This is a genomic window from Olleya sp. UBA1516, assembly GCF_002323495.1.
Classification (GTDB): Bacteria; Bacteroidota; Bacteroidia; order Flavobacteriales; family Flavobacteriaceae; genus Olleya.
The window spans coordinates 25082-41630 of the sequence record NZ_DCQO01000018.1 but is presented as its reverse complement, the minus strand read 5'-3'; the positions used below and the strand labels follow the sequence as shown (position 1 = coordinate 41630).

19 protein-coding genes are annotated in these 16549 nt (G+C 31.3%); 11 read left to right on the top strand and 8 right to left on the bottom strand.

Annotated features, from left to right (window positions below):
• Positions 1 to 2: 2 nt before the first annotated feature.
• A complete protein-coding gene (locus tag B2989_RS11610; protein ID WP_292948543.1) occupies positions 3 to 494 on the bottom strand; it encodes a GNAT family N-acetyltransferase in 492 nt (163 codons plus the stop codon).
• A 65-nt stretch (positions 495 to 559) separates the two neighbouring features.
• On the opposite strand from B2989_RS11610, the gene B2989_RS11605 reads away from it, so the two are divergent.
• The 5 genes from B2989_RS11605 to B2989_RS11585 are packed head-to-tail and all read left to right on the top strand — an operon-like array spanning position 560 to position 4232.
• Positions 560 to 1015, top strand: coding sequence for a hypothetical protein (locus B2989_RS11605; RefSeq protein WP_292948541.1), 456 nt, complete (start codon positions 560 to 562; stop codon positions 1013 to 1015).
• A gap of 2 nt (positions 1016 to 1017) precedes the next feature.
• Entirely contained in the window at positions 1018 to 2112 is a 1095-nt protein-coding gene (gene ribD / locus B2989_RS11600) for a bifunctional diaminohydroxyphosphoribosylaminopyrimidine deaminase/5-amino-6-(5-phosphoribosylamino)uracil reductase RibD (protein ID WP_414692231.1), read from the top strand.
• 30 nt (positions 2113 to 2142) lie between these two features.
• Positions 2143 to 2754 (top strand): HAD family hydrolase, encoded by a 612-nt coding sequence (locus B2989_RS11595; RefSeq protein ID WP_292948539.1) that lies wholly within the window; start codon positions 2143 to 2145, stop codon positions 2752 to 2754.
• On the top strand, positions 2754 to 3617 hold the full coding sequence (locus B2989_RS11590) for a DMT family transporter (protein WP_292948537.1): 864 nt from the start codon (positions 2754 to 2756) through the stop codon (positions 3615 to 3617). Before B2989_RS11595 ends, B2989_RS11590 begins: the two co-directional genes overlap by 1 nt.
• Before the next feature lie 3 nt (positions 3618 to 3620).
• Positions 3621 to 4232, top strand: coding sequence for an IMPACT family protein (locus B2989_RS11585; protein ID WP_292948535.1), 612 nt, complete (start codon positions 3621 to 3623; stop codon positions 4230 to 4232).
• On the opposite strand, the gene B2989_RS11580 is transcribed toward B2989_RS11585, so the two are convergent.
• Positions 4221 to 4625, bottom strand: a complete 405-nt coding sequence (locus B2989_RS11580; RefSeq protein ID WP_292948533.1) for an acyl-CoA thioesterase — start codon at positions 4623 to 4625, stop codon at positions 4221 to 4223. The genes B2989_RS11585 and B2989_RS11580 overlap by 12 nt on opposite strands.
• 185 nt (positions 4626 to 4810) lie before the next feature.
• On the opposite strand from B2989_RS11580, the gene dnaA reads away from it, so the two are divergent.
• From dnaA to B2989_RS11565, 3 genes are read left to right on the top strand one after another with little or no spacing between them, the layout of a single operon-like run.
• Positions 4811 to 6238 carry a chromosomal replication initiator protein DnaA gene (gene dnaA, locus B2989_RS11575; RefSeq protein ID WP_028281850.1) on the top strand — a complete coding sequence of 476 codons (1428 nt, stop codon included), beginning with the start codon at positions 4811 to 4813 and terminating at the stop codon, positions 6236 to 6238.
• An 11-nt stretch (positions 6239 to 6249) separates the two neighbouring features.
• Complete coding sequence (locus tag B2989_RS11570) at positions 6250 to 6702, top strand: low molecular weight protein-tyrosine-phosphatase (protein WP_292948531.1); 453 nt, start codon at positions 6250 to 6252, stop codon at positions 6700 to 6702.
• Between the two features lie 26 nt (positions 6703 to 6728).
• Complete coding sequence (locus B2989_RS11565) at positions 6729 to 7442, top strand: SAM-dependent methyltransferase (RefSeq protein ID WP_292948529.1); 714 nt, start codon at positions 6729 to 6731, stop codon at positions 7440 to 7442.
• Here B2989_RS11565 and B2989_RS11560 read toward each other — a convergent pair.
• From B2989_RS11560 to dapF, 5 genes are all read right to left on the bottom strand, one after another.
• On the bottom strand, positions 7439 to 8077 hold the full coding sequence (locus B2989_RS11560) for a peptidoglycan-binding protein LysM (RefSeq protein WP_292948527.1): 639 nt from the start codon (positions 8075 to 8077) through the stop codon (positions 7439 to 7441). The two genes, B2989_RS11565 and B2989_RS11560, sit on opposite strands and share 4 nt — an antisense overlap.
• A 106-nt stretch (positions 8078 to 8183) precedes the next feature.
• Complete coding sequence (locus tag B2989_RS11555) at positions 8184 to 9089, bottom strand: DUF2279 domain-containing protein (RefSeq protein ID WP_348661575.1); 906 nt, start codon at positions 9087 to 9089, stop codon at positions 8184 to 8186.
• Positions 9090 to 9095: 6 nt separating this feature from the next.
• The gene (gene mltG / locus B2989_RS11550) at positions 9096 to 10139 is read right to left on the bottom strand and encodes an endolytic transglycosylase MltG (protein ID WP_292948525.1); all 1044 of its coding nucleotides are present in this window, start codon (positions 10137 to 10139) and stop codon (positions 9096 to 9098) included.
• Positions 10129 to 10662 carry a GNAT family N-acetyltransferase gene (locus B2989_RS11545; protein ID WP_292948523.1) on the bottom strand — a complete coding sequence of 178 codons (534 nt, stop codon included), beginning with the start codon at positions 10660 to 10662 and terminating at the stop codon, positions 10129 to 10131. The genes mltG and B2989_RS11545 overlap by 11 nt, the downstream gene beginning before the upstream one ends.
• Positions 10656 to 11435, bottom strand: coding sequence for a diaminopimelate epimerase (gene dapF / locus B2989_RS11540; RefSeq protein WP_292948521.1), 780 nt, complete (start codon positions 11433 to 11435; stop codon positions 10656 to 10658). Before dapF ends, B2989_RS11545 begins: the two co-directional genes overlap by 7 nt.
• Before the next feature lie 125 nt (positions 11436 to 11560).
• Here dapF and B2989_RS11535 point away from each other — a divergent pair, with 125 nt between their 5' ends.
• The 3 genes from B2989_RS11535 to B2989_RS11525 all read left to right on the top strand — a co-directional run bounded on the left by B2989_RS11535 (position 11561) and on the right by B2989_RS11525 (position 15331).
• Complete coding sequence (locus B2989_RS11535; protein ID WP_292948519.1) at positions 11561 to 12973, top strand: S1C family serine protease; 1413 nt, start codon at positions 11561 to 11563, stop codon at positions 12971 to 12973.
• A gap of 150 nt (positions 12974 to 13123) precedes the next feature.
• Positions 13124 to 14572, top strand: a complete 1449-nt coding sequence (locus B2989_RS11530; protein WP_145002024.1) for a glyceraldehyde-3-phosphate dehydrogenase — start codon at positions 13124 to 13126, stop codon at positions 14570 to 14572.
• A 129-nt stretch (positions 14573 to 14701) separates the two neighbouring features.
• On the top strand, positions 14702 to 15331 hold the full coding sequence (locus B2989_RS11525; protein WP_292948518.1) for a tRNA (guanine-N1)-methyltransferase: 630 nt from the start codon (positions 14702 to 14704) through the stop codon (positions 15329 to 15331).
• A 349-nt stretch (positions 15332 to 15680) separates the two neighbouring features.
• Here the strand turns inward: B2989_RS11525 and B2989_RS11520 are convergent, their stop codons facing one another.
• The gene (locus B2989_RS11520; protein WP_292948517.1) at positions 15681 to 16529 is read right to left on the bottom strand and encodes a DUF2911 domain-containing protein; all 849 of its coding nucleotides are present in this window, start codon (positions 16527 to 16529) and stop codon (positions 15681 to 15683) included.
• Positions 16530 to 16549: the final 20 nt, after the last annotated feature.

Sequence of the window (16549 nt, the reverse complement as noted above, 5' to 3'; positions counted from 1 at the left end):
TATTATAGTTGTTTTTCCATCCAAATACCACAATTAAAATGTCCTGTGCTACCTAATGGACCATTTAAATGCTTAAAACCGTTAGATTCGTAAATATGTATAGCTTCTTTTAAAATAGGAATAGTTTCTAAATACGCCTTTTTAAATCCTTGATTTTTACCTTTTTCCAGACATTTCAGAAATAGTTTTTTACCAAAACCTTTTCCGCGTAAGCGATTAGAAAAATACATTTTCTGAATTTCAAACACCTCCTCTTCCATTCCATGCAAAGGTTTTAAACCACCTCCTCCTTCAACTTTTCCATCAACCACTACGACGTAATACGTCGATTTTGGGTCTGCATAGGCTTCAAACATTTTTGGTGTCTCAGGATCTGCATATGCTGTCCCAACTAAAGGCAAATTATATTCTATAAAAACCTCGCGAATGACAGCCTCAATTTGAGGATTATCATGTGGCTGGATTTCTCTTATTTCAATAATAGTATTACTCACTTTTATATAGTATTTTTGTGCCTTATTTTAGAGGATGAAGATACATTAAATCCAAAAAAAGACCCATGAAGAAAGTACTTATTTTATTAACAATATTAACCTGTTTTTTTAACTGTAAAGTGACTGAAAAACCAGAATTTATTAGAGTTGAAAACATAAAAGTATTAGAGTCTTCATCAAAATTTATCACTATCACAGCAGATGCTCTTTTTTTAAATCCTAATAGTATTGGTGGTAAAATTAAAACTGATGGCATCAAAGTATTGGTAAACAACAATCATATTGGTGCTGTTTCAAGCGTTAGTTTTGATGTACCTTCACGACAAGAATTTACAATACCACTTCAAGCTAAAATACCAACAGACAGCTTACTAAGCAATAAAAACTTAAGCAGTTTATTAGGCAGTTTTTTTAGCAAAAAAATAAAAATTCAATATCTTGGAGATATTAAATACAAGATTTTAGGTTTTTCTCATTCTTACCAAGTCGATCGTACAGAGGACATTAAAATAAAGTTATAATTTTGAATGATCAATTTTACATAAAACGCGCGTTGCAAATAGCCAAAAGTGGATTGGGACAAACACGTCCAAATCCTATGGTTGGCTGCGTTATTGTTTTAAACAATCGTATAATTGGCGAAGGATACACTAGTAAATATGGTGGCAATCATGCAGAAGTAAACGCTATAAATAGTGTAAAAAATCAATCCCTTTTAAAAGATGCTACTATTTACGTAACGCTAGAACCTTGTAGTCATTATGGTAAAACACCACCTTGTAGCGACTTAATTATCCACCATCAAATACCAAATATAGTTATTGGATGTATTGATGATAATCCTGAAGTTGCTGGAAAGGGTATCAAAAAATTATTAGAAGCTGGTCGTAGTGTAAAAGTTGGTGTTTTGGAAGCCGAATGCAAAGCACACCACAAACGTTTTTTTACTTTTCATAATAAAAAACGACCTTATATTATATTAAAATGGGCAGAATCAAACGATGGATTTATCGCACCAAAATCTAAAAATGAACAAAAACCTGTCTGGATTACCAACACGTATTCTAGACAATTAGTCCATAAATGGAGAGCTGAAGAGCAAGCCATATTAGTAGGCACTAATACCGTCATACAAGACAATCCAACGCTAGATGTTAGGGATTGGACTGGCAATAATCCATTACGTGTCGTACTAGATAAAAATAAAACCTTAAAAGCAGACTGCCATGTTTTTAACGCTAAAGCGGAGAGCTTATTAATTCACAATAAAGACAACGCAACTCAAGAAGCTTTACAAAACACAACCTGGTCTATCCATCCACCAAACAATACAATGGTTGGAGATTTAAATTCAGGAATTGATTTTAGTCAAAAAGAATCTCAAGCGCAACAAATTTGTGACACTCTATTTAAACACAACATCAACTCTGTAATTATTGAAGGTGGCTCTAAAACATTACAACTTTTTATAGATGCTGGACTTTGGGACGAAGCTAGAGTTTTTAAGGGTAAAACTATTTTTACCGAAGGTGTAAAAGCACCTAAGTTACAAGGAGAATTAATTAATCAGTCATCCATTTTAGACGACTTACTATATATTTACAAAAACACTAATTAAGTTTTGCTTTAGCAAAATGATACTAACCCTATGATTAAAACCCTAATATTTGATTTTGGAGATGTCTTTATTAATTTAGATAAAGAAGGTGCAATGACCAACGCTTTAGAGCTGTTTGACGTTGATGAGTTATCCGAAGAAATCGTCGCTTTTAATAGTTTTTACGAACAAGGTCTGATAGATACTAACGAGTTTATAGATTTTTACATGGGTAATTTTCCAAAATTAACCAAACAACAAATCGTTGAAGCTTGGAACTACATTATTTGTGATTTTCCCGTTAAACGTTTAGAGTTTATACAACAATTAGCAAAAGACAAAAAGTACAATCTAATATTACTAAGTAATACTAATGAGTTGCATATTGATTGTATTAAAAATCAGGTATCGTTTTATGACGAATTTAAAAATGCGTTTGATAAATTTTACCTCTCACACGAAATACAATTGCGTAAACCAAACAAAGATATTTTTCAGTTTGTACTAAATGAAAACAACCTAAAACCAGAAGAATGCCTGTTTATAGATGATACTTCTGAAAACACAGAAACTGCTAGTAATTTAGGGATTAACGTTTGGAATAACAATCCAAAAACAGAAGATATTATAGATTTATTTACCATAAAAAAAGACTTATTTTAATGTATTTACTACTTAGTATTTGTGCGTCTACATTAATTTTTGTCATCTTTAAAGTTGTTGGAAAACGCAATATAAATACACTACAAACTATAGTTTTTAATTATTTTACTGCTTTTACCTATGGTATTTTAAGCTACGATTCTCCAATAATAGTTAGTGATATTATACAATCCAAATGGTTTTTTGGCGCAATAGGTTTAGGATTTTTATTTATAGCCATTTTTAATGTAATGGCTTTAACAGCTCAACGTAATGGATTATCTGTAGCTTCTGTTGCTAGTAAAATGAGCGTTGTTATTCCTATTATATTTGGCCTATTTTTTTATAACGAAAGTTTGGGTTGGCAAAAAGCATTAGGTATTATATTGGCTTTAGTAGCAGTTTACTTAGCATCCTATAAAACAAAAACTGATCAACGTTTTTCCATAAAAACACTATGGTTGCCTATTGTCTTATTTTTAGGATCAGGTACTATTGATACGTCTATTAAATATATCGAAACGACTTATTTAGCAGACAACGGAATCCCTATTTTTTCAGCTACCATATTTTTTATAGCTGGAGTGATTGGGATTGGCTTGCTTTCCGCGAAAGCGATACAAAAACAATTTACTTTTGACCCTAAAAGCATCGTGTCTGGTATTATTTTGGGTGTGGTTAATTACTATTCAATTTACATGTTATTAAAGGCTTTAAATGCTGAAAATTTTGAAAGCTCGACCATTTTTACGGTTAATAATGTAGCCATAGTCATGCTGACCACCTTAATAGGCTTGTTGATGTTTAAAGAGCGTTTATTAACTAAAAACTGGATTGGTATTGGAATTGCCATACTGTCTATAATATTAGTGACACTATCATAATTTATGGAAAAAGACACTTATAAAACAATTACTAAACCATCTGAAGAAGTCTTATTTAAAGATAAAAATTCCAAGTTTTTTGGGTATGCATTTCCTGTAAAAACAGAAGAAGATGTTAAGCAACATATTGAAGACTTAAAAAAACAACACCATCAAGCAAGACACTGGTGTTACGCCTATCAACTAGGTACAGAAACCTTTGCCTACAGAGCAAATGATGATGGCGAACCAAATAATAGTGCTGGCATGCCTATTTATGGTCAAATACAGTCTTTTGACGTCACTAATGTACTGATTGTTGTTGTTAGATATTTTGGAGGTGTTAAACTTGGTGTTGGAGGCTTAATTAATGCCTACAAAACTGGAGCCCAAATGGCTTTAGAAGCTTCAAAAATTGTAACACGAACCATTAATATTAAATACCTTATTAGTTTTGACTACAAAAACATGAATAAGGTCATGCGTGTTATTAAAGAGAAAAACTTAAAAGTTATCAACCAAAAATTAGAACTAGACTGCCAAATCACGATCTCTGTTAGAAAAAAAGAGGCGCAAACTATTTTTGAAATTTTTGATACAATTTACGAGGTTAAAATCAAAGATTTAGCTATTTAAAGCTTCTAAAAAATATTTAGGAGGTCTAGTAGGTTTTCTAGTTTTCATGTCTAAAAAAGCTAAAACTACGGTTGCTGTACATAAAACTTGTTGCAAATCATTCAGTATAATATATTCAAACTCAACCAGAGCAGTTGGCGCTTTTTTTAACGTAGTTTTTACTGTAATTACATCGTCATAATATGCTGATTTTTTGAAATTTATAGACAACGATACAACTGGTAAACCAAGTCCTTCGTCCTCCATTTTTTTGTAAGAAATTCCTAATTTACGCAACCACTCAATTCTAGCCATTTCTAGATATATTGCGTAATTACCATGGTGTACAATTCCCATTTGATCTGTTTCTGCATATCGTACTCTTATTTCAATTTCATCTTGCATTATGTCCATAGTCTTGATTTTTTTTTGTAGTTTCGAATGGTTGGTTAACATGCACAAAAAAAACTATAAATTCAATAGTAAATGATTTTTTTTTTACGTTTTTTGTTCACATATTTGCCAAGCTAACAATCAGAGTTGTCTTATTGCTATTATAGGGACAAATTAACTAATAAAAAATACTTTTTAAAATTAACATGAGTGTAACTGCGCAAACGGTCTGGAATAATTGTCTCCTTTTTATAAAGGATAATATCCAACCACAAGCATACAAAACTTGGTTTGAACCAATCGTCGCGGTTAAACTAACAGACAATGCATTAAGTATTCAAGTCCCTAGTAAATTTTTTTACGAATGGTTAGAAGAGCATTACGTTAAATTATTAAAAGTCTCTTTAACTAAAGAGTTAGGTGAAACTGCCAAACTAGTTTACATTATAAAAATGGAAAACACGTATGGTAATAAACAACCCTTTACAGAAAAAATTCCGAGTTCAAATAGAAGTGCTGTCAAGTCGCAAAACGTTGACGTACCTTTAAATAATAAAAATCCGGAATTAAGAAATCCATTTATAATTCCTGGAATTAGAAATGTAAAAATTGAATCTCAACTTAATCCAAACTATAATTTTGATAACTTTTTAGAAGGTGATTCAAACCGTTTAGCACGTAGTGCAGGTTTAGCAGTCTCTGCAAAACCAGGTGGAACATCTTTTAATCCCTTATTAATTTTTGGTGGTGTTGGTTTAGGTAAAACACACTTAGCGCACGCTATTGGTGTTGATATAAAAGATAAATACCCAGAAAAAACTGTTTTATATATTTCTGCTGAAAAATTTACGCAACAATATATTGACTCGGTTAAAAAAAACAACCGTAATGACTTTATACACTTTTATCAATTAATAGATGTATTGGTTATTGATGATGTACAGTTTTTATCTGGTAAGTCTGGTACACAAGATGTCTTTTTCCACATTTTTAATCATTTGCATCAAAACGGAAAACAAGTTATTTTAACAAGTGACAAGGCTCCTGTAGATATGCAAGATATTGAGCAACGTTTATTATCAAGATTTAAATGGGGATTATCTGCCGAATTACAAACTCCAGATTTTGAAACACGTGTATCCATATTAAAAAACAAATTATATAGAGATGGTGTAGAAATGCCAGAGGATATAATTGAATATGTTGCTAAAAACATAAAATCTAATATTAGAGAGCTTGAAGGTGCCATTATTTCATTAATAGCGCAATCTTCTTTTAATAAAAAAGAAATTAATATAGAGTTAGCTAGACAGGTTGTCGAGAAGTTTGTTAAAAACACAAAACGTGAAGTTTCAATAGATTATATACAAAAAATAGTATCAGATTATTTCCAAATGGATGTGGATACTTTGCAATCTAAAACTAGAAAACGTCACATTGTACAAGCTAGACAGTTAGCCATGTTTTTTGCTAAAAAGTTTACTAAAGCCTCTTTAGCTAGTATTGGTTCTCAGATAGGAAAACGTGATCACGCTACAGTATTACATGCTTGTAAAACGGTTGATAATTTATCAACTACAGACAAGCAGTTTAGAAAATACGTGGAAGATTTAACGAAAAAACTTTCGGTTTAATTTTATTTTAAATGACTAAAATTTTAATGGTCTGCCTAGGAAACATTTGTCGTTCTCCTTTGGCTGAAGGCATCCTACAATCTAAATTAGATAATCATTTATATTTTGTAGATTCTGCAGGAACAAGCAGTTACCATATAGGTAACAAACCAGACCCTAGATCCATTGCTATTGCAAAGCAAAAAGGTATCGATATTTCCCAACAACAAGCTAGACAATTTGTAAAACAAGATTTTTTAGATTTTGATATTATTTATGCTATGGACAATTCTAACTATAATAATATTATAGCTTTAGCAGAAAATGATATTCAAAAATCAAAAGTAAATCTAATATTAAACGAAAGTCAACCAAATCTAAATTTAGATGTACCAGATCCATACTATGGTGGTGACAGAGGGTTTGAAACTGTATTTAATATGCTTGATGATGCTTGTAATAAAATTAAAATTAGGTTAAAATAAACTATGTTTTATATATTTATAAAATTATGACAAAAGGTAAATTATATTTAATTCCGTGTACACTTGGTGAGTCCAATCCATTTCATGTTTTACCTGCTCAGGTAAAAACGATTATTGATAGTTTGGATACTTTTGTTGTTGAAAACTCCAAAGCAGCTAGAAAGTTTATAAAATCTATAGCTCCTGAAAAACCACAATCTAGCTTAACCCTATTTGAATTAAATAAATTTACCGAAGCTGCAGATTTGCCTAATTTTATACAGCCTTGTTTAGAAGGTAAAACTATTGGTTTAATATCTGATGCTGGTTGTCCTGGAATTGCAGATCCTGGAGCTGACGTTGTTAATTTAGCTCATAAATATGACATCCAAGTTGTACCATTAGTTGGACCATCCTCTATCCTACTTGCTATGATGGCTTCTGGTATGAATGGTCAAAGTTTTGCTTTTAATGGTTATTTACCTATTGATAAAGGAGAGCGTAAAGCAGAATTAAAACGCTTAGAACGTTTAAGTTTTGAACATAACCAGACACAGTCTTTTATTGAAACACCTTACCGAAACAATAAATTATTAGAAGATTTATGTAACACATTAAGCGAAAACACAGAAATTTGCGTGGCGTGTGATATAACATTACCTACTGAGTTTATTAAAACAAAAACAGTAAATCAATGGAAAAAAAATAGTGTTGACCTACATAAAAGACCAACACTATTTATAATACACAAAAGCTTTTAAGCGCTTTCATATTTTACTCTAACCTTTTTAACAGGTTTAATTAACGAGGTATCATAACCCGAAAACTTTTTCATGTAATACTTAATAGTTGCACCATTTGCATCTGCAAAACCAGTTTCGCCATAACTTCTAAGAAATTTTTTAACACTACCTGGACCAGCTAAATGTGCAGCTGCAAGTATACCAGACTCAGTTACCTTCACACCTTTAATAAGTTTTCCTTTAAAACGTTTAATATCCTTACGCAAAACCCATTTATTACGCTGTGTATTTGCTATAAATGCTTTTTCTTGTAATTCCGGATTGTTTAAAAAGAATTGTGGATGATGGATACCTAACACTTTCAAGGTACTTTTCCCAAATTGATATTTACCTAAATAACCAAATTGGTTAACTCTAAAATAATCATTTTGAGACTCTTTAAAACCTAAAGCTTCTTTAAAACCCGTAAATGATTTTCCTAGGTGTGGCGAAAATATTTTTTGTTGATTTATTGCTAAATCCTGATTCTCTAAATCATTAATATCGTATCGCTCAATTAGTTTTGCATTACCTTCTGTTTGATCAAAGACAACTAATACTAATATTGATATTGTAAGTACTATTGATATAAACTTTCCAATATTTTTTTTCATTTGTATTGATTTAAAAGTCTATAAATTAATAAGGGATAGACTTAAATTTCAGCGTGCAAATATACGAAAAAAAATTAAATACTGATAATCAATATGTTAACTTATGTTAAAAGTACAAAAGGTGTCCTTTTACCTTTCCATTGTCATTTAATTGAATTGTAGGAAAAGGAATTTTTATAACGTTTACAAGGTTAAATACTTGTTTTAAAAATGTAGAATTAGTTTTAATTTTGGTTAAGTCCATATCTAAACTTAAATAAAATTGTCTGCTTCGTTTTTGGTTAGTAAATTCTAAATTTTGAAGACTAGCATTACCATACAATAAGCCATCAACACCATAACCTACTGCTACATTTAACCATCTAGGTAATTTTGTGTCTTTAAAAAACGACTGTATGTTGGCACTTAACCAATAGGTTTGTCCATTATAATCTTTAATAATCTCTTCAAGTAAACCTTTACCCAATTTTTCAGGATTTTGATTAGCGTAAGGACTTTGACTAAAAGAGTATTTTAATTGAATGCGTTGTTCATCCCAAAGTAATTCTTGTCCAATATATAAACCTGCTCCAGCTGCATTTGCTGTAAAATCTCCCCAAGAAAAACCCCATTCTTCTGAAAAACCATCTAAAACTTCAACAGCAGTTAAAAAAGAAAAACCTATAGTTGCGCCATATAACAACTGATTTTTTTTGCTAACACCACTCCAATTTAAAGTTTGAGCTCCAAATTTACCAAGTTGATAGGCAGAAAAACTGTGACCTAATTTATCCATTTTAAACCACTCAGAATTATCGTTTGTGGTATGAAATTTTGAACGTTCATAATCTGAATACCATAACGTATTTAAACCAACAATTGACAAAGTGGCCAAACTGGTTTGAGTAATTATTACACCTTGTTTACGTTTTGTATTAAGCGTATCACTAGGTTTAAAAAACGAGTCGTCATCAATTTGCCCTAAAGCTAAAATTGAAGTCAAAAACAGTAATAAAGTGATTATTTTATTCAAAAAAAATTATCTGTTAACACCTTGACTATTAATCCAACGTACATATTCGTTTTTATTGGCATTATGTTGACTTAAGGTTTTAGCAAATTTATGATAACCAAAGTTATGCACATTAGCGACAAAATAATAGTAATCATGAGATTCTGGATTTAGTACAGCATCAATTGCTGATACATCAGGCATTGTTATTGGTCCAGGAGGAATACCAGCATATTTATACGTGTTGTATGGCGAATCAATTTCAAGGTCTTTATATAACACACGTTTTATAATTTGATCAAAATCATTTTCTTTTAACTTTTTAGAAAATATCACAGTAGGATCTGCTTGTAATGGCATTCCTTTTTTTATTCTATTTAAATATACTCCAGCTACTCGTGGTCTTTCGTCAACTTTAGCAGTTTCTTTTTGTACGATGGATGCTATAGTCATAACCTCGTTAACGGATAGGTTTAAAGCTTTACGCTTTGATTGTCTAGTGGTATTCCAAAAACGATAATATTCTTTTAACATACGTTCTCTAAAACCTTCGGCAGACGTATTCCAAAAAAACTCATAACTATTAGGTACATACATATTTAAAACTGTTGCATCAGTAAATTTATGCTCTGTTAAAAAAGTATTATCCGTCATAACAGATAAAAGCTGTAAACTATCCGGTTCAATTTGTTGTGCTATACGACCTGCAAGATTTTGTATACGTTCTTGATTGTTAAAACTTAATTTAATTGGAATATTTTTACTTCTAATTGAGTTTATAATATCATTATTACTCATGTTTTTAGTAATAGCAAAACGTCCCGCTTTTATATTAGTGGTGTATTTTTTTTGCTTTGCTACAGCATCAAAACTGTCAATATCTTTTAACAAAGGGACTAATTGCGCTCTTACTTGATCGTAATTTGCATTGGTTGGAACATATATATAAGCTTTGTCGTTATTAAAAGCAGTATTTTTTTCAAACATGGCTCCATAAATAAAATAAGCAAAATAAGCTGCTACGACTAATCCAATTAAGGCAATAGCTAATAAAATTTTTTTAATGTACATCTGTATTAATCAATTGAAATAAATATTCGTTTTTAAAGTGACCGTTTAAATAATTCCAGTCTTTTTTTAATCCTATTTCCTTAAAGCCTTGACTTTTAAAAAGTGCTAAACTTGCAGTATTATCTTCACTTATATTACAATATAATTGATGTAAATCTAAATGTTTAAAACAATAATTAGTCAATAATTGCAAAGCTTCTTTACCATGCCCTTTTTGTCTATTAGCAGTATCTTTTACTAAAATACCAATACCTGCTCTTCTGTTTTTATAATCAAAATCAAAAATATCTATCATTCCTATTGCATCTTCATCTTTATTACAAATGACCAATCGTAATTGTTTGACTTCGTAAATATCCTTGTGTGCGTGGTCTAAATACTGTTTGATTAGGTATTTGGAATATGGTGTTATCGTGTTGCTAATTTCCCAAATGGATTCATCATTTTCTATTTGGTGTATAAATGACAAATCTTCAGGCTCTAAGGCTCTTAAATTTATATGTTTACCTTGTAATGTTAGCATGTAATTTCGCCTTTAAAAACCTGTTTTGCAGGTCCTATTAACATGACGTTTTTATAAACATTTTCTGTTTTTGTAAAAGACACTTTTAACTGTCCACCTTGTACATTAAGATTTACTGTGGACGCTGTACTTTGACCTGTCTCATGCATGGCTATAGCGACTGCTGTTGCACCTGTACCACAAGATAAGGTTTCATCTTCTACTCCTCTTTCATAGGTTCTTAACGCAAAAGTATCTTCGTTAATTTTTTCAACAAAATTTACATTGCTTCCTGCTTTGTTATAAGGTTGACCATATCTAATTTTTGACCCTTCCGTTTTAACATCAAAATTAACTAAGTCCTCAACAAACTGAACGTGATGTGGCGATCCTGTGTCTAAAAATTGGTATTGTTTAAAGACTTCGATGGTATCAACATCTTTCATTTGCAAATGTATTAAACCATCTGTCAATTTTGCATAATGCAAACCGTCTATCGCTTCAAAAGTGGTCTCATGTTTTACAATCTGCAAAAATTCCGCGAAAGCGACAATACAACGTCCACCATTACCACACATTGTACTTTGGTTTCCGTCTGCGTTGTAATACACCATTTTAAAATCTACAGTTGGGTGATTTTCTAGTAAAATTAGCCCATCTGCTCCTATTCCAAATCTACGATCACATAAAAATGCAACAAGTTTGGTATTATTTTTGTCGAATAAGTTTTGCCTATTATCAATCATGACAAAGTCATTACCTGTTCCTTGATATTTATAAAAAGTCAATGTCATTGGGCTGAAAAATTGAATGACAAATATAAGTTTTTTCAGTTGTTAAAACGTCGTTAAAGTTGAAATAGACATTCAATATTTAATTAATTTTAATCGTTATCTAATAAATCTAAACTAAGTATTTTATGAAGAAGATGTTAACTTTGGTTTTAGTTTCGGTATTAGGAGGTGCAATTACCCTAGGAACATACAAAACCTTTCTTGAAAAAGACAACGCACAAATTGCAACTAACACACTACAGGATAATCCTGTTTTTTTACCTACCAATTATAAAACAACCACAACTGCTTTAGCTGCTAATGATGGTATTAGCTTTACCAATGCTGCAGACAAAACAGTACATGCTGTGGTACACGTTAAAAATGTGGCATTAAATACAGCACAACCTACATTACAAGACCTATTTTATGGTCGTGTACCTCAAAAAAGGCAGCTTGGTACTGGTAGTGGTGTAATTATTTCACCTGATGGATACATTATTACTAATAATCATGTAATTGAGGACTCGCAACAATTAAGTGTTACCTTAAATGACAATCGTACCTTAACAGCTAAAATTATTGGTACTGATCCAAAAACAGATATTGCTTTATTAAAAGTTGAAAGTGACGAGCAGTTACCTTATACAACGTTTGGTGATAGTGATACTGCTAAAATTGGCGAATGGGTTTTAGCTGTTGGTAATCCGTTTAACTTAACATCCACAGTTACTGCAGGTATTATTAGTGCTAAATCTAGAGATTTAAGTGGACAAAGCACACAGTCTTTTATCCAAACAGATGCTGCTGTTAATCCAGGAAACTCTGGAGGAGCCTTAGTTAATACTGCTGGAGAATTGATTGGTATTAATACAGCAATTACTTCTCAAACAGGATCTTATATTGGTTACTCTTTTGCTGTACCTAGTAATATTGCTAAAAAAGTAGTACAAGATATTATGGAGTTTGGTAATGTCCAAAATGGTATTTTGGGAGTTATTGGAGGATCATTAAATAGTACGTATGCAGAAAAATTAGGTGTGGCAGAAACCGAAGGGTTTTACGTGGATGATGTTGAGGAAGACACTGGAGCTGCTGAAGCTGGTATTAAAAGTGGTGATATTATTAAAATGATTGATAATATTAAAATTAAAAAATTCTCTGATTTAAGAGGCTTTTTGGATGCCAAACGTCCTAATGATGTTGTTAACGTAACTTTATTACGTGATGGACAAACTAAGGAGGTTGCTGTTACTTTACTAAAAAACAACACCTATATTTTACCTGTTATTGGTGTTATTAAAAATGCAAAACCAGAAGACTTAAAAAAATACAAAACTAAAAATGGTGTAAAAATCACTAAAGTAAATGGTACCTATGGTCAATATTTACAAAGGGAAGGTATTGAAGCTGGTAACATAATTACTGCCATTAATAACGTAAAAGTAAATACTATTGAAGATGTTGATGACGTTTTAAAAAACAGAGACACGTATCAACCATTAAGCATCGAGCTAATAAACTCCAAAGGAGAGAAAAACAGATATGGTTTAAGATAATTAATTATCCAACCTAAATAGAAAGCACTTAATTAGTAAAATTAAGTGCTTTTATTTTTTTATACTTTTTCCTTTACGAAATCGTTTGAAATCAATACTTTTGCCGAAAATTTACATAATAAATTAACAACACACACTAAATAATTTAAAATGTCCATTAACGAAACTTACGAAAACGAATTAGCGTTTCAAGCAGACAGAAGACGAGCTACCGTAGAATTTATTAAAATTGTTAGCGATTTATGGTATGACAAATCTATCGAATTGGTGATTTTTAGAAACCAATTAATTGACAGAAATGTATCCGAAATCTTAAACCTGCATGAATATGCTGGCGAGTTTGTACAAAAACCAATCTCAATTTTTGATTCTGTAGAGATTGCTCAGGCTATCAAAACTTTAGATGTACCTCCTGCTAAATTAGATATTGGTAAATTAACGTATGAGTATCATTTAGAAGAAAAAAAATACAGCAATGCTTTAGCTTTTGTATCTAACAAGCTTAAAGGTGCTAGTAAAACTAAAGATATCACACCTAAAGATGTAGTACTTTATGGATTTGGTCGTATTGGTCGTTTAGTAGCTAGAGAGCTTATGACACGTACTGGTAAAGGAAGTCAATTACGTTTACGTGCTATAGTAACACGTGGTAAATTAGATGCTACTGTATTAGAAAAACGTGCAGCTTTATTACGTAACGACTCTGTACATGGTGATTTTTCTGGTACTGTCACTACAGATATCAAAAATGAAGCTTTAATTATTAATGGGACAACTGTAAAGATAATTAATGCTAACCAACCAGAAGACATCGATTATACCAAATATGGGATTAACAATGCACTAATCATTGACAACACAGGTGTATTTAGAGATAAAGAAGCATTAACAAGATTAAAAAATTCTCCAGGTGCTGATAAAGTATTATTAACTGCTCCAGGAAAAGGAATTCCTAATATTGTTTATGGTGTTAACCATCTAGAAAATGATCCTGATAAAATAGACATCTTCTCTGCTGCCTCTTGCACAACAAATGCGATTACTCCTGTTTTAAAAGCAATGGAAGATACCTATGGTGTAAAAAGCGGACACCTAGAAACGATACACGCTTACACAAACGATCAAAACTTAGTAGACAACTTCCACAGTAAATACCGTCGTGGTCGTGCTGCTGGTTTAAACATGGTAATAACCGAAACTGGAGCTGGTCAAGCGGTTTCTAAAGCATTACCAAGCTTTGAAGGTAAGTTAACCTCTAACGCTATTCGTGTACCTGTACCAAATGGGTCTTTAGCCATTTTAAATTTAGAACTAAGCTCTAAAGCTAGTATTGATAGTATTAATGCAACATTAAAAAAATATGCATTAGAAGGCGACTTAGTTGAGCAAATTAAATACGAAATGAGTGACGAGCTAGTGTCTACAGACATAATAGGTAGCTCTGCACCTTCTATTTACGACAGCAAAGCAACCATTGTTAGAAAAGATGGAAAAAATGCAATACTATATGTATGGTATGATAATGAGTATGGTTACAGCCACCAAGTAATTAGATTAGCTAAGCATATTGCTAAAGTAAGACGTTTTACATACTACTAACATCCAAATTTTAATTACAAACGTATATATAAAAGCCTCGCAATTGTGAGGCTTTTTGTTATATTTAAGCCTTATAGCAAACCTTTTTTTTATATTTTCGCAAAGACGAAAGACAACAAACACAATACAATGCGTAAAACAAATTTTCTATTAGCAGCTTTTTTCCTATTACTTTTTACTTTTACTGCTACTGCACAAACTGAAACCGAAGAAGAAGATGACAAACTATCATTAGATTCGGGAACTTTAGAAAACCAATTTGAATATCTAACAAAAAGATCAAACAACTGGAGAGATGCACGTGGACAGTCTTATGAAGTTATTAGAAACGAATGGATTGAAAAAATTAAATCGCATACTTTAGATTCGCTGAAAGCACTAAAAAAAGAATTATTAGATACTCAAAATAAAGTAGCTTCTCAAAGTCAAGAAGTAACGCAATTAAAAAGTAGCTTAAGCCATACAAAAACCAACTTAGAAGAAACAAACCAAGAAAAAGACAGCATGTCTCTATTTGGATTACAAATGAGTAAAGTTGGATACAACACATTACTATGGTCAATCATTGCAGGATTACTAGCCTTTCTATTTTTCTTTATCTATAAATTTAAAAACAGTAATGCTGTAACTAAAGAAGCTAAATTAAGATTGGAAGAAACCGAAGAAGAGTTTGAAGAACATAGACGTAATGCCTTAGAGCGTGAACAAAAAGTAAGACGCCAACTTCAAGACGAACTTAATAAACATCGCAATAGCTAGTCTTAAACTATTAATCGCAATAAAAATCAAAAATCTTTAAACTTATATTTACAGATTTTTTTTTTATACTTAAAATTCAAATAACTGTATAATGCAAAGCAATGTATTCAGTAAAAAACAAATACTTTAACAATAATAGCGCTTTCGCGGAAATTAAGCCAGTGAGTAACTACTAAATTTAACAGTCATATAGACTCTAAAATAATAGCCTTAGTACACTATAATTAATCAAAGTGAATTATAAAAACATGCCTAGAATAAGACTGTTATAAACTCAATATATAGAGTTAATTCAAAAAAAAGTGCAATCTAATAGATTGCACTTTTTTATAATTTAATAATCTTAAGATTATAATCCTCCCCATTCTTTTAAAGAGTCTGTATTCATCTTAATATAATCCGCATTACCTGCTTTTTCAGCAAGTGCTAAAGACGCTTTAGCAGCTTTAATAGCTCCTTTTTTATCTCCTGCTTTTGCATTAATTAAAGACTGTTGACGTAACACCCAAAACTTAGGAGCATCTTTATACATATCTACTGCAGTATTCATCCAAATTACAGCTTGATTGATATCCTTACCTGACTCAAAATAGTAACGTGCTGCAGCATAATAATCATCTGCACTAGGACCATTCATTGTTTTAGCAATAGCGTCAGTAACTACTTTATCTGTTGCAACCTCAAATTTTACAGCTACATAAGCTTTTTCCCACATAATTCCTAAAACAGCAGAATCATTTGTTAAGTCATCAAATGACATAGTAAACGTTTCGATATCCATAGGTAAAGTATATACTTCTGCAGATATTTTAGCTGCTACTTTTGATTCATCTAAAGTTTTTGGTGCTCCCCAATTATTAGTATCGTTGTAAAATATAACGTCCCAACTAGCTGCATTTGGTGTTGTAAATACTGCGTAAGACCCAGCTTTTAAAGCTTGACCACCAACAGTTACATCTCCACTAAAAGTTATAATAGTATTTTTATTTGCTCCTGTTCTCCATAATTGTCCAAAAGGCACTAAGTTTCCAAAAACTTCACGACCTCTCATTGACGGTCTAGAATATTCTAATGTAACATCTGTAAGACCAACTTTTTGTTCAATCTTTTGAAACGGACTAGGTTGAGGCGTCTCAATTTGTGCATTAACAGCAAATGATACTGTTAGCAACATAATTAATGTAAATAATTTTTTCATGGTTATATTTTTTGATTTTA

Excerpts from the sequence above, each read along its gene's own strand:
- B2989_RS11605 (WP_292948541.1), top strand. The coding sequence starts at position 560 with ATGAAGAAAGTACTTATTTTATTAACAATATTAACCTGTTTTTTTAAC.
- B2989_RS11595 (WP_292948539.1), top strand. The coding sequence starts at position 2,143 with ATGATTAAAACCCTAATATTTGATTTTGGAGATGTCTTTATTAATTTA.
- B2989_RS11590 (WP_292948537.1), top strand. The coding sequence starts at position 2,754 with ATGTATTTACTACTTAGTATTTGTGCGTCTACATTAATTTTTGTCATC.
- B2989_RS11585 (WP_292948535.1), top strand. The coding sequence starts at position 3,621 with ATGGAAAAAGACACTTATAAAACAATTACTAAACCATCTGAAGAAGTC.
- B2989_RS11580 (WP_292948533.1), bottom strand. The coding sequence starts at position 4,625 with ATGGACATAATGCAAGATGAAATTGAAATAAGAGTACGATATGCAGAA.
- dnaA (WP_028281850.1), top strand. The coding sequence starts at position 4,811 with ATGAGTGTAACTGCGCAAACGGTCTGGAATAATTGTCTCCTTTTTATA.
- B2989_RS11570 (WP_292948531.1), top strand. The coding sequence starts at position 6,250 with ATGACTAAAATTTTAATGGTCTGCCTAGGAAACATTTGTCGTTCTCCT.
- B2989_RS11565 (WP_292948529.1), top strand. The coding sequence starts at position 6,729 with ATGACAAAAGGTAAATTATATTTAATTCCGTGTACACTTGGTGAGTCC.
- B2989_RS11560 (WP_292948527.1), bottom strand. The coding sequence starts at position 8,077 with ATGAAAAAAAATATTGGAAAGTTTATATCAATAGTACTTACAATATCA.
- mltG (WP_292948525.1), bottom strand. The coding sequence starts at position 10,139 with ATGTACATTAAAAAAATTTTATTAGCTATTGCCTTAATTGGATTAGTC.
- B2989_RS11545 (WP_292948523.1), bottom strand. The coding sequence starts at position 10,662 with ATGCTAACATTACAAGGTAAACATATAAATTTAAGAGCCTTAGAGCCT.
- dapF (WP_292948521.1), bottom strand. The coding sequence starts at position 11,435 with ATGACATTGACTTTTTATAAATATCAAGGAACAGGTAATGACTTTGTC.
- B2989_RS11535 (WP_292948519.1), top strand. The coding sequence starts at position 11,561 with ATGAAGAAGATGTTAACTTTGGTTTTAGTTTCGGTATTAGGAGGTGCA.
- B2989_RS11530 (WP_145002024.1), top strand. The coding sequence starts at position 13,124 with ATGTCCATTAACGAAACTTACGAAAACGAATTAGCGTTTCAAGCAGAC.
- B2989_RS11525 (WP_292948518.1), top strand. The coding sequence starts at position 14,702 with ATGCGTAAAACAAATTTTCTATTAGCAGCTTTTTTCCTATTACTTTTT.
- B2989_RS11520 (WP_292948517.1), bottom strand. The coding sequence starts at position 16,529 with ATGAAAAAATTATTTACATTAATTATGTTGCTAACAGTATCATTTGCT.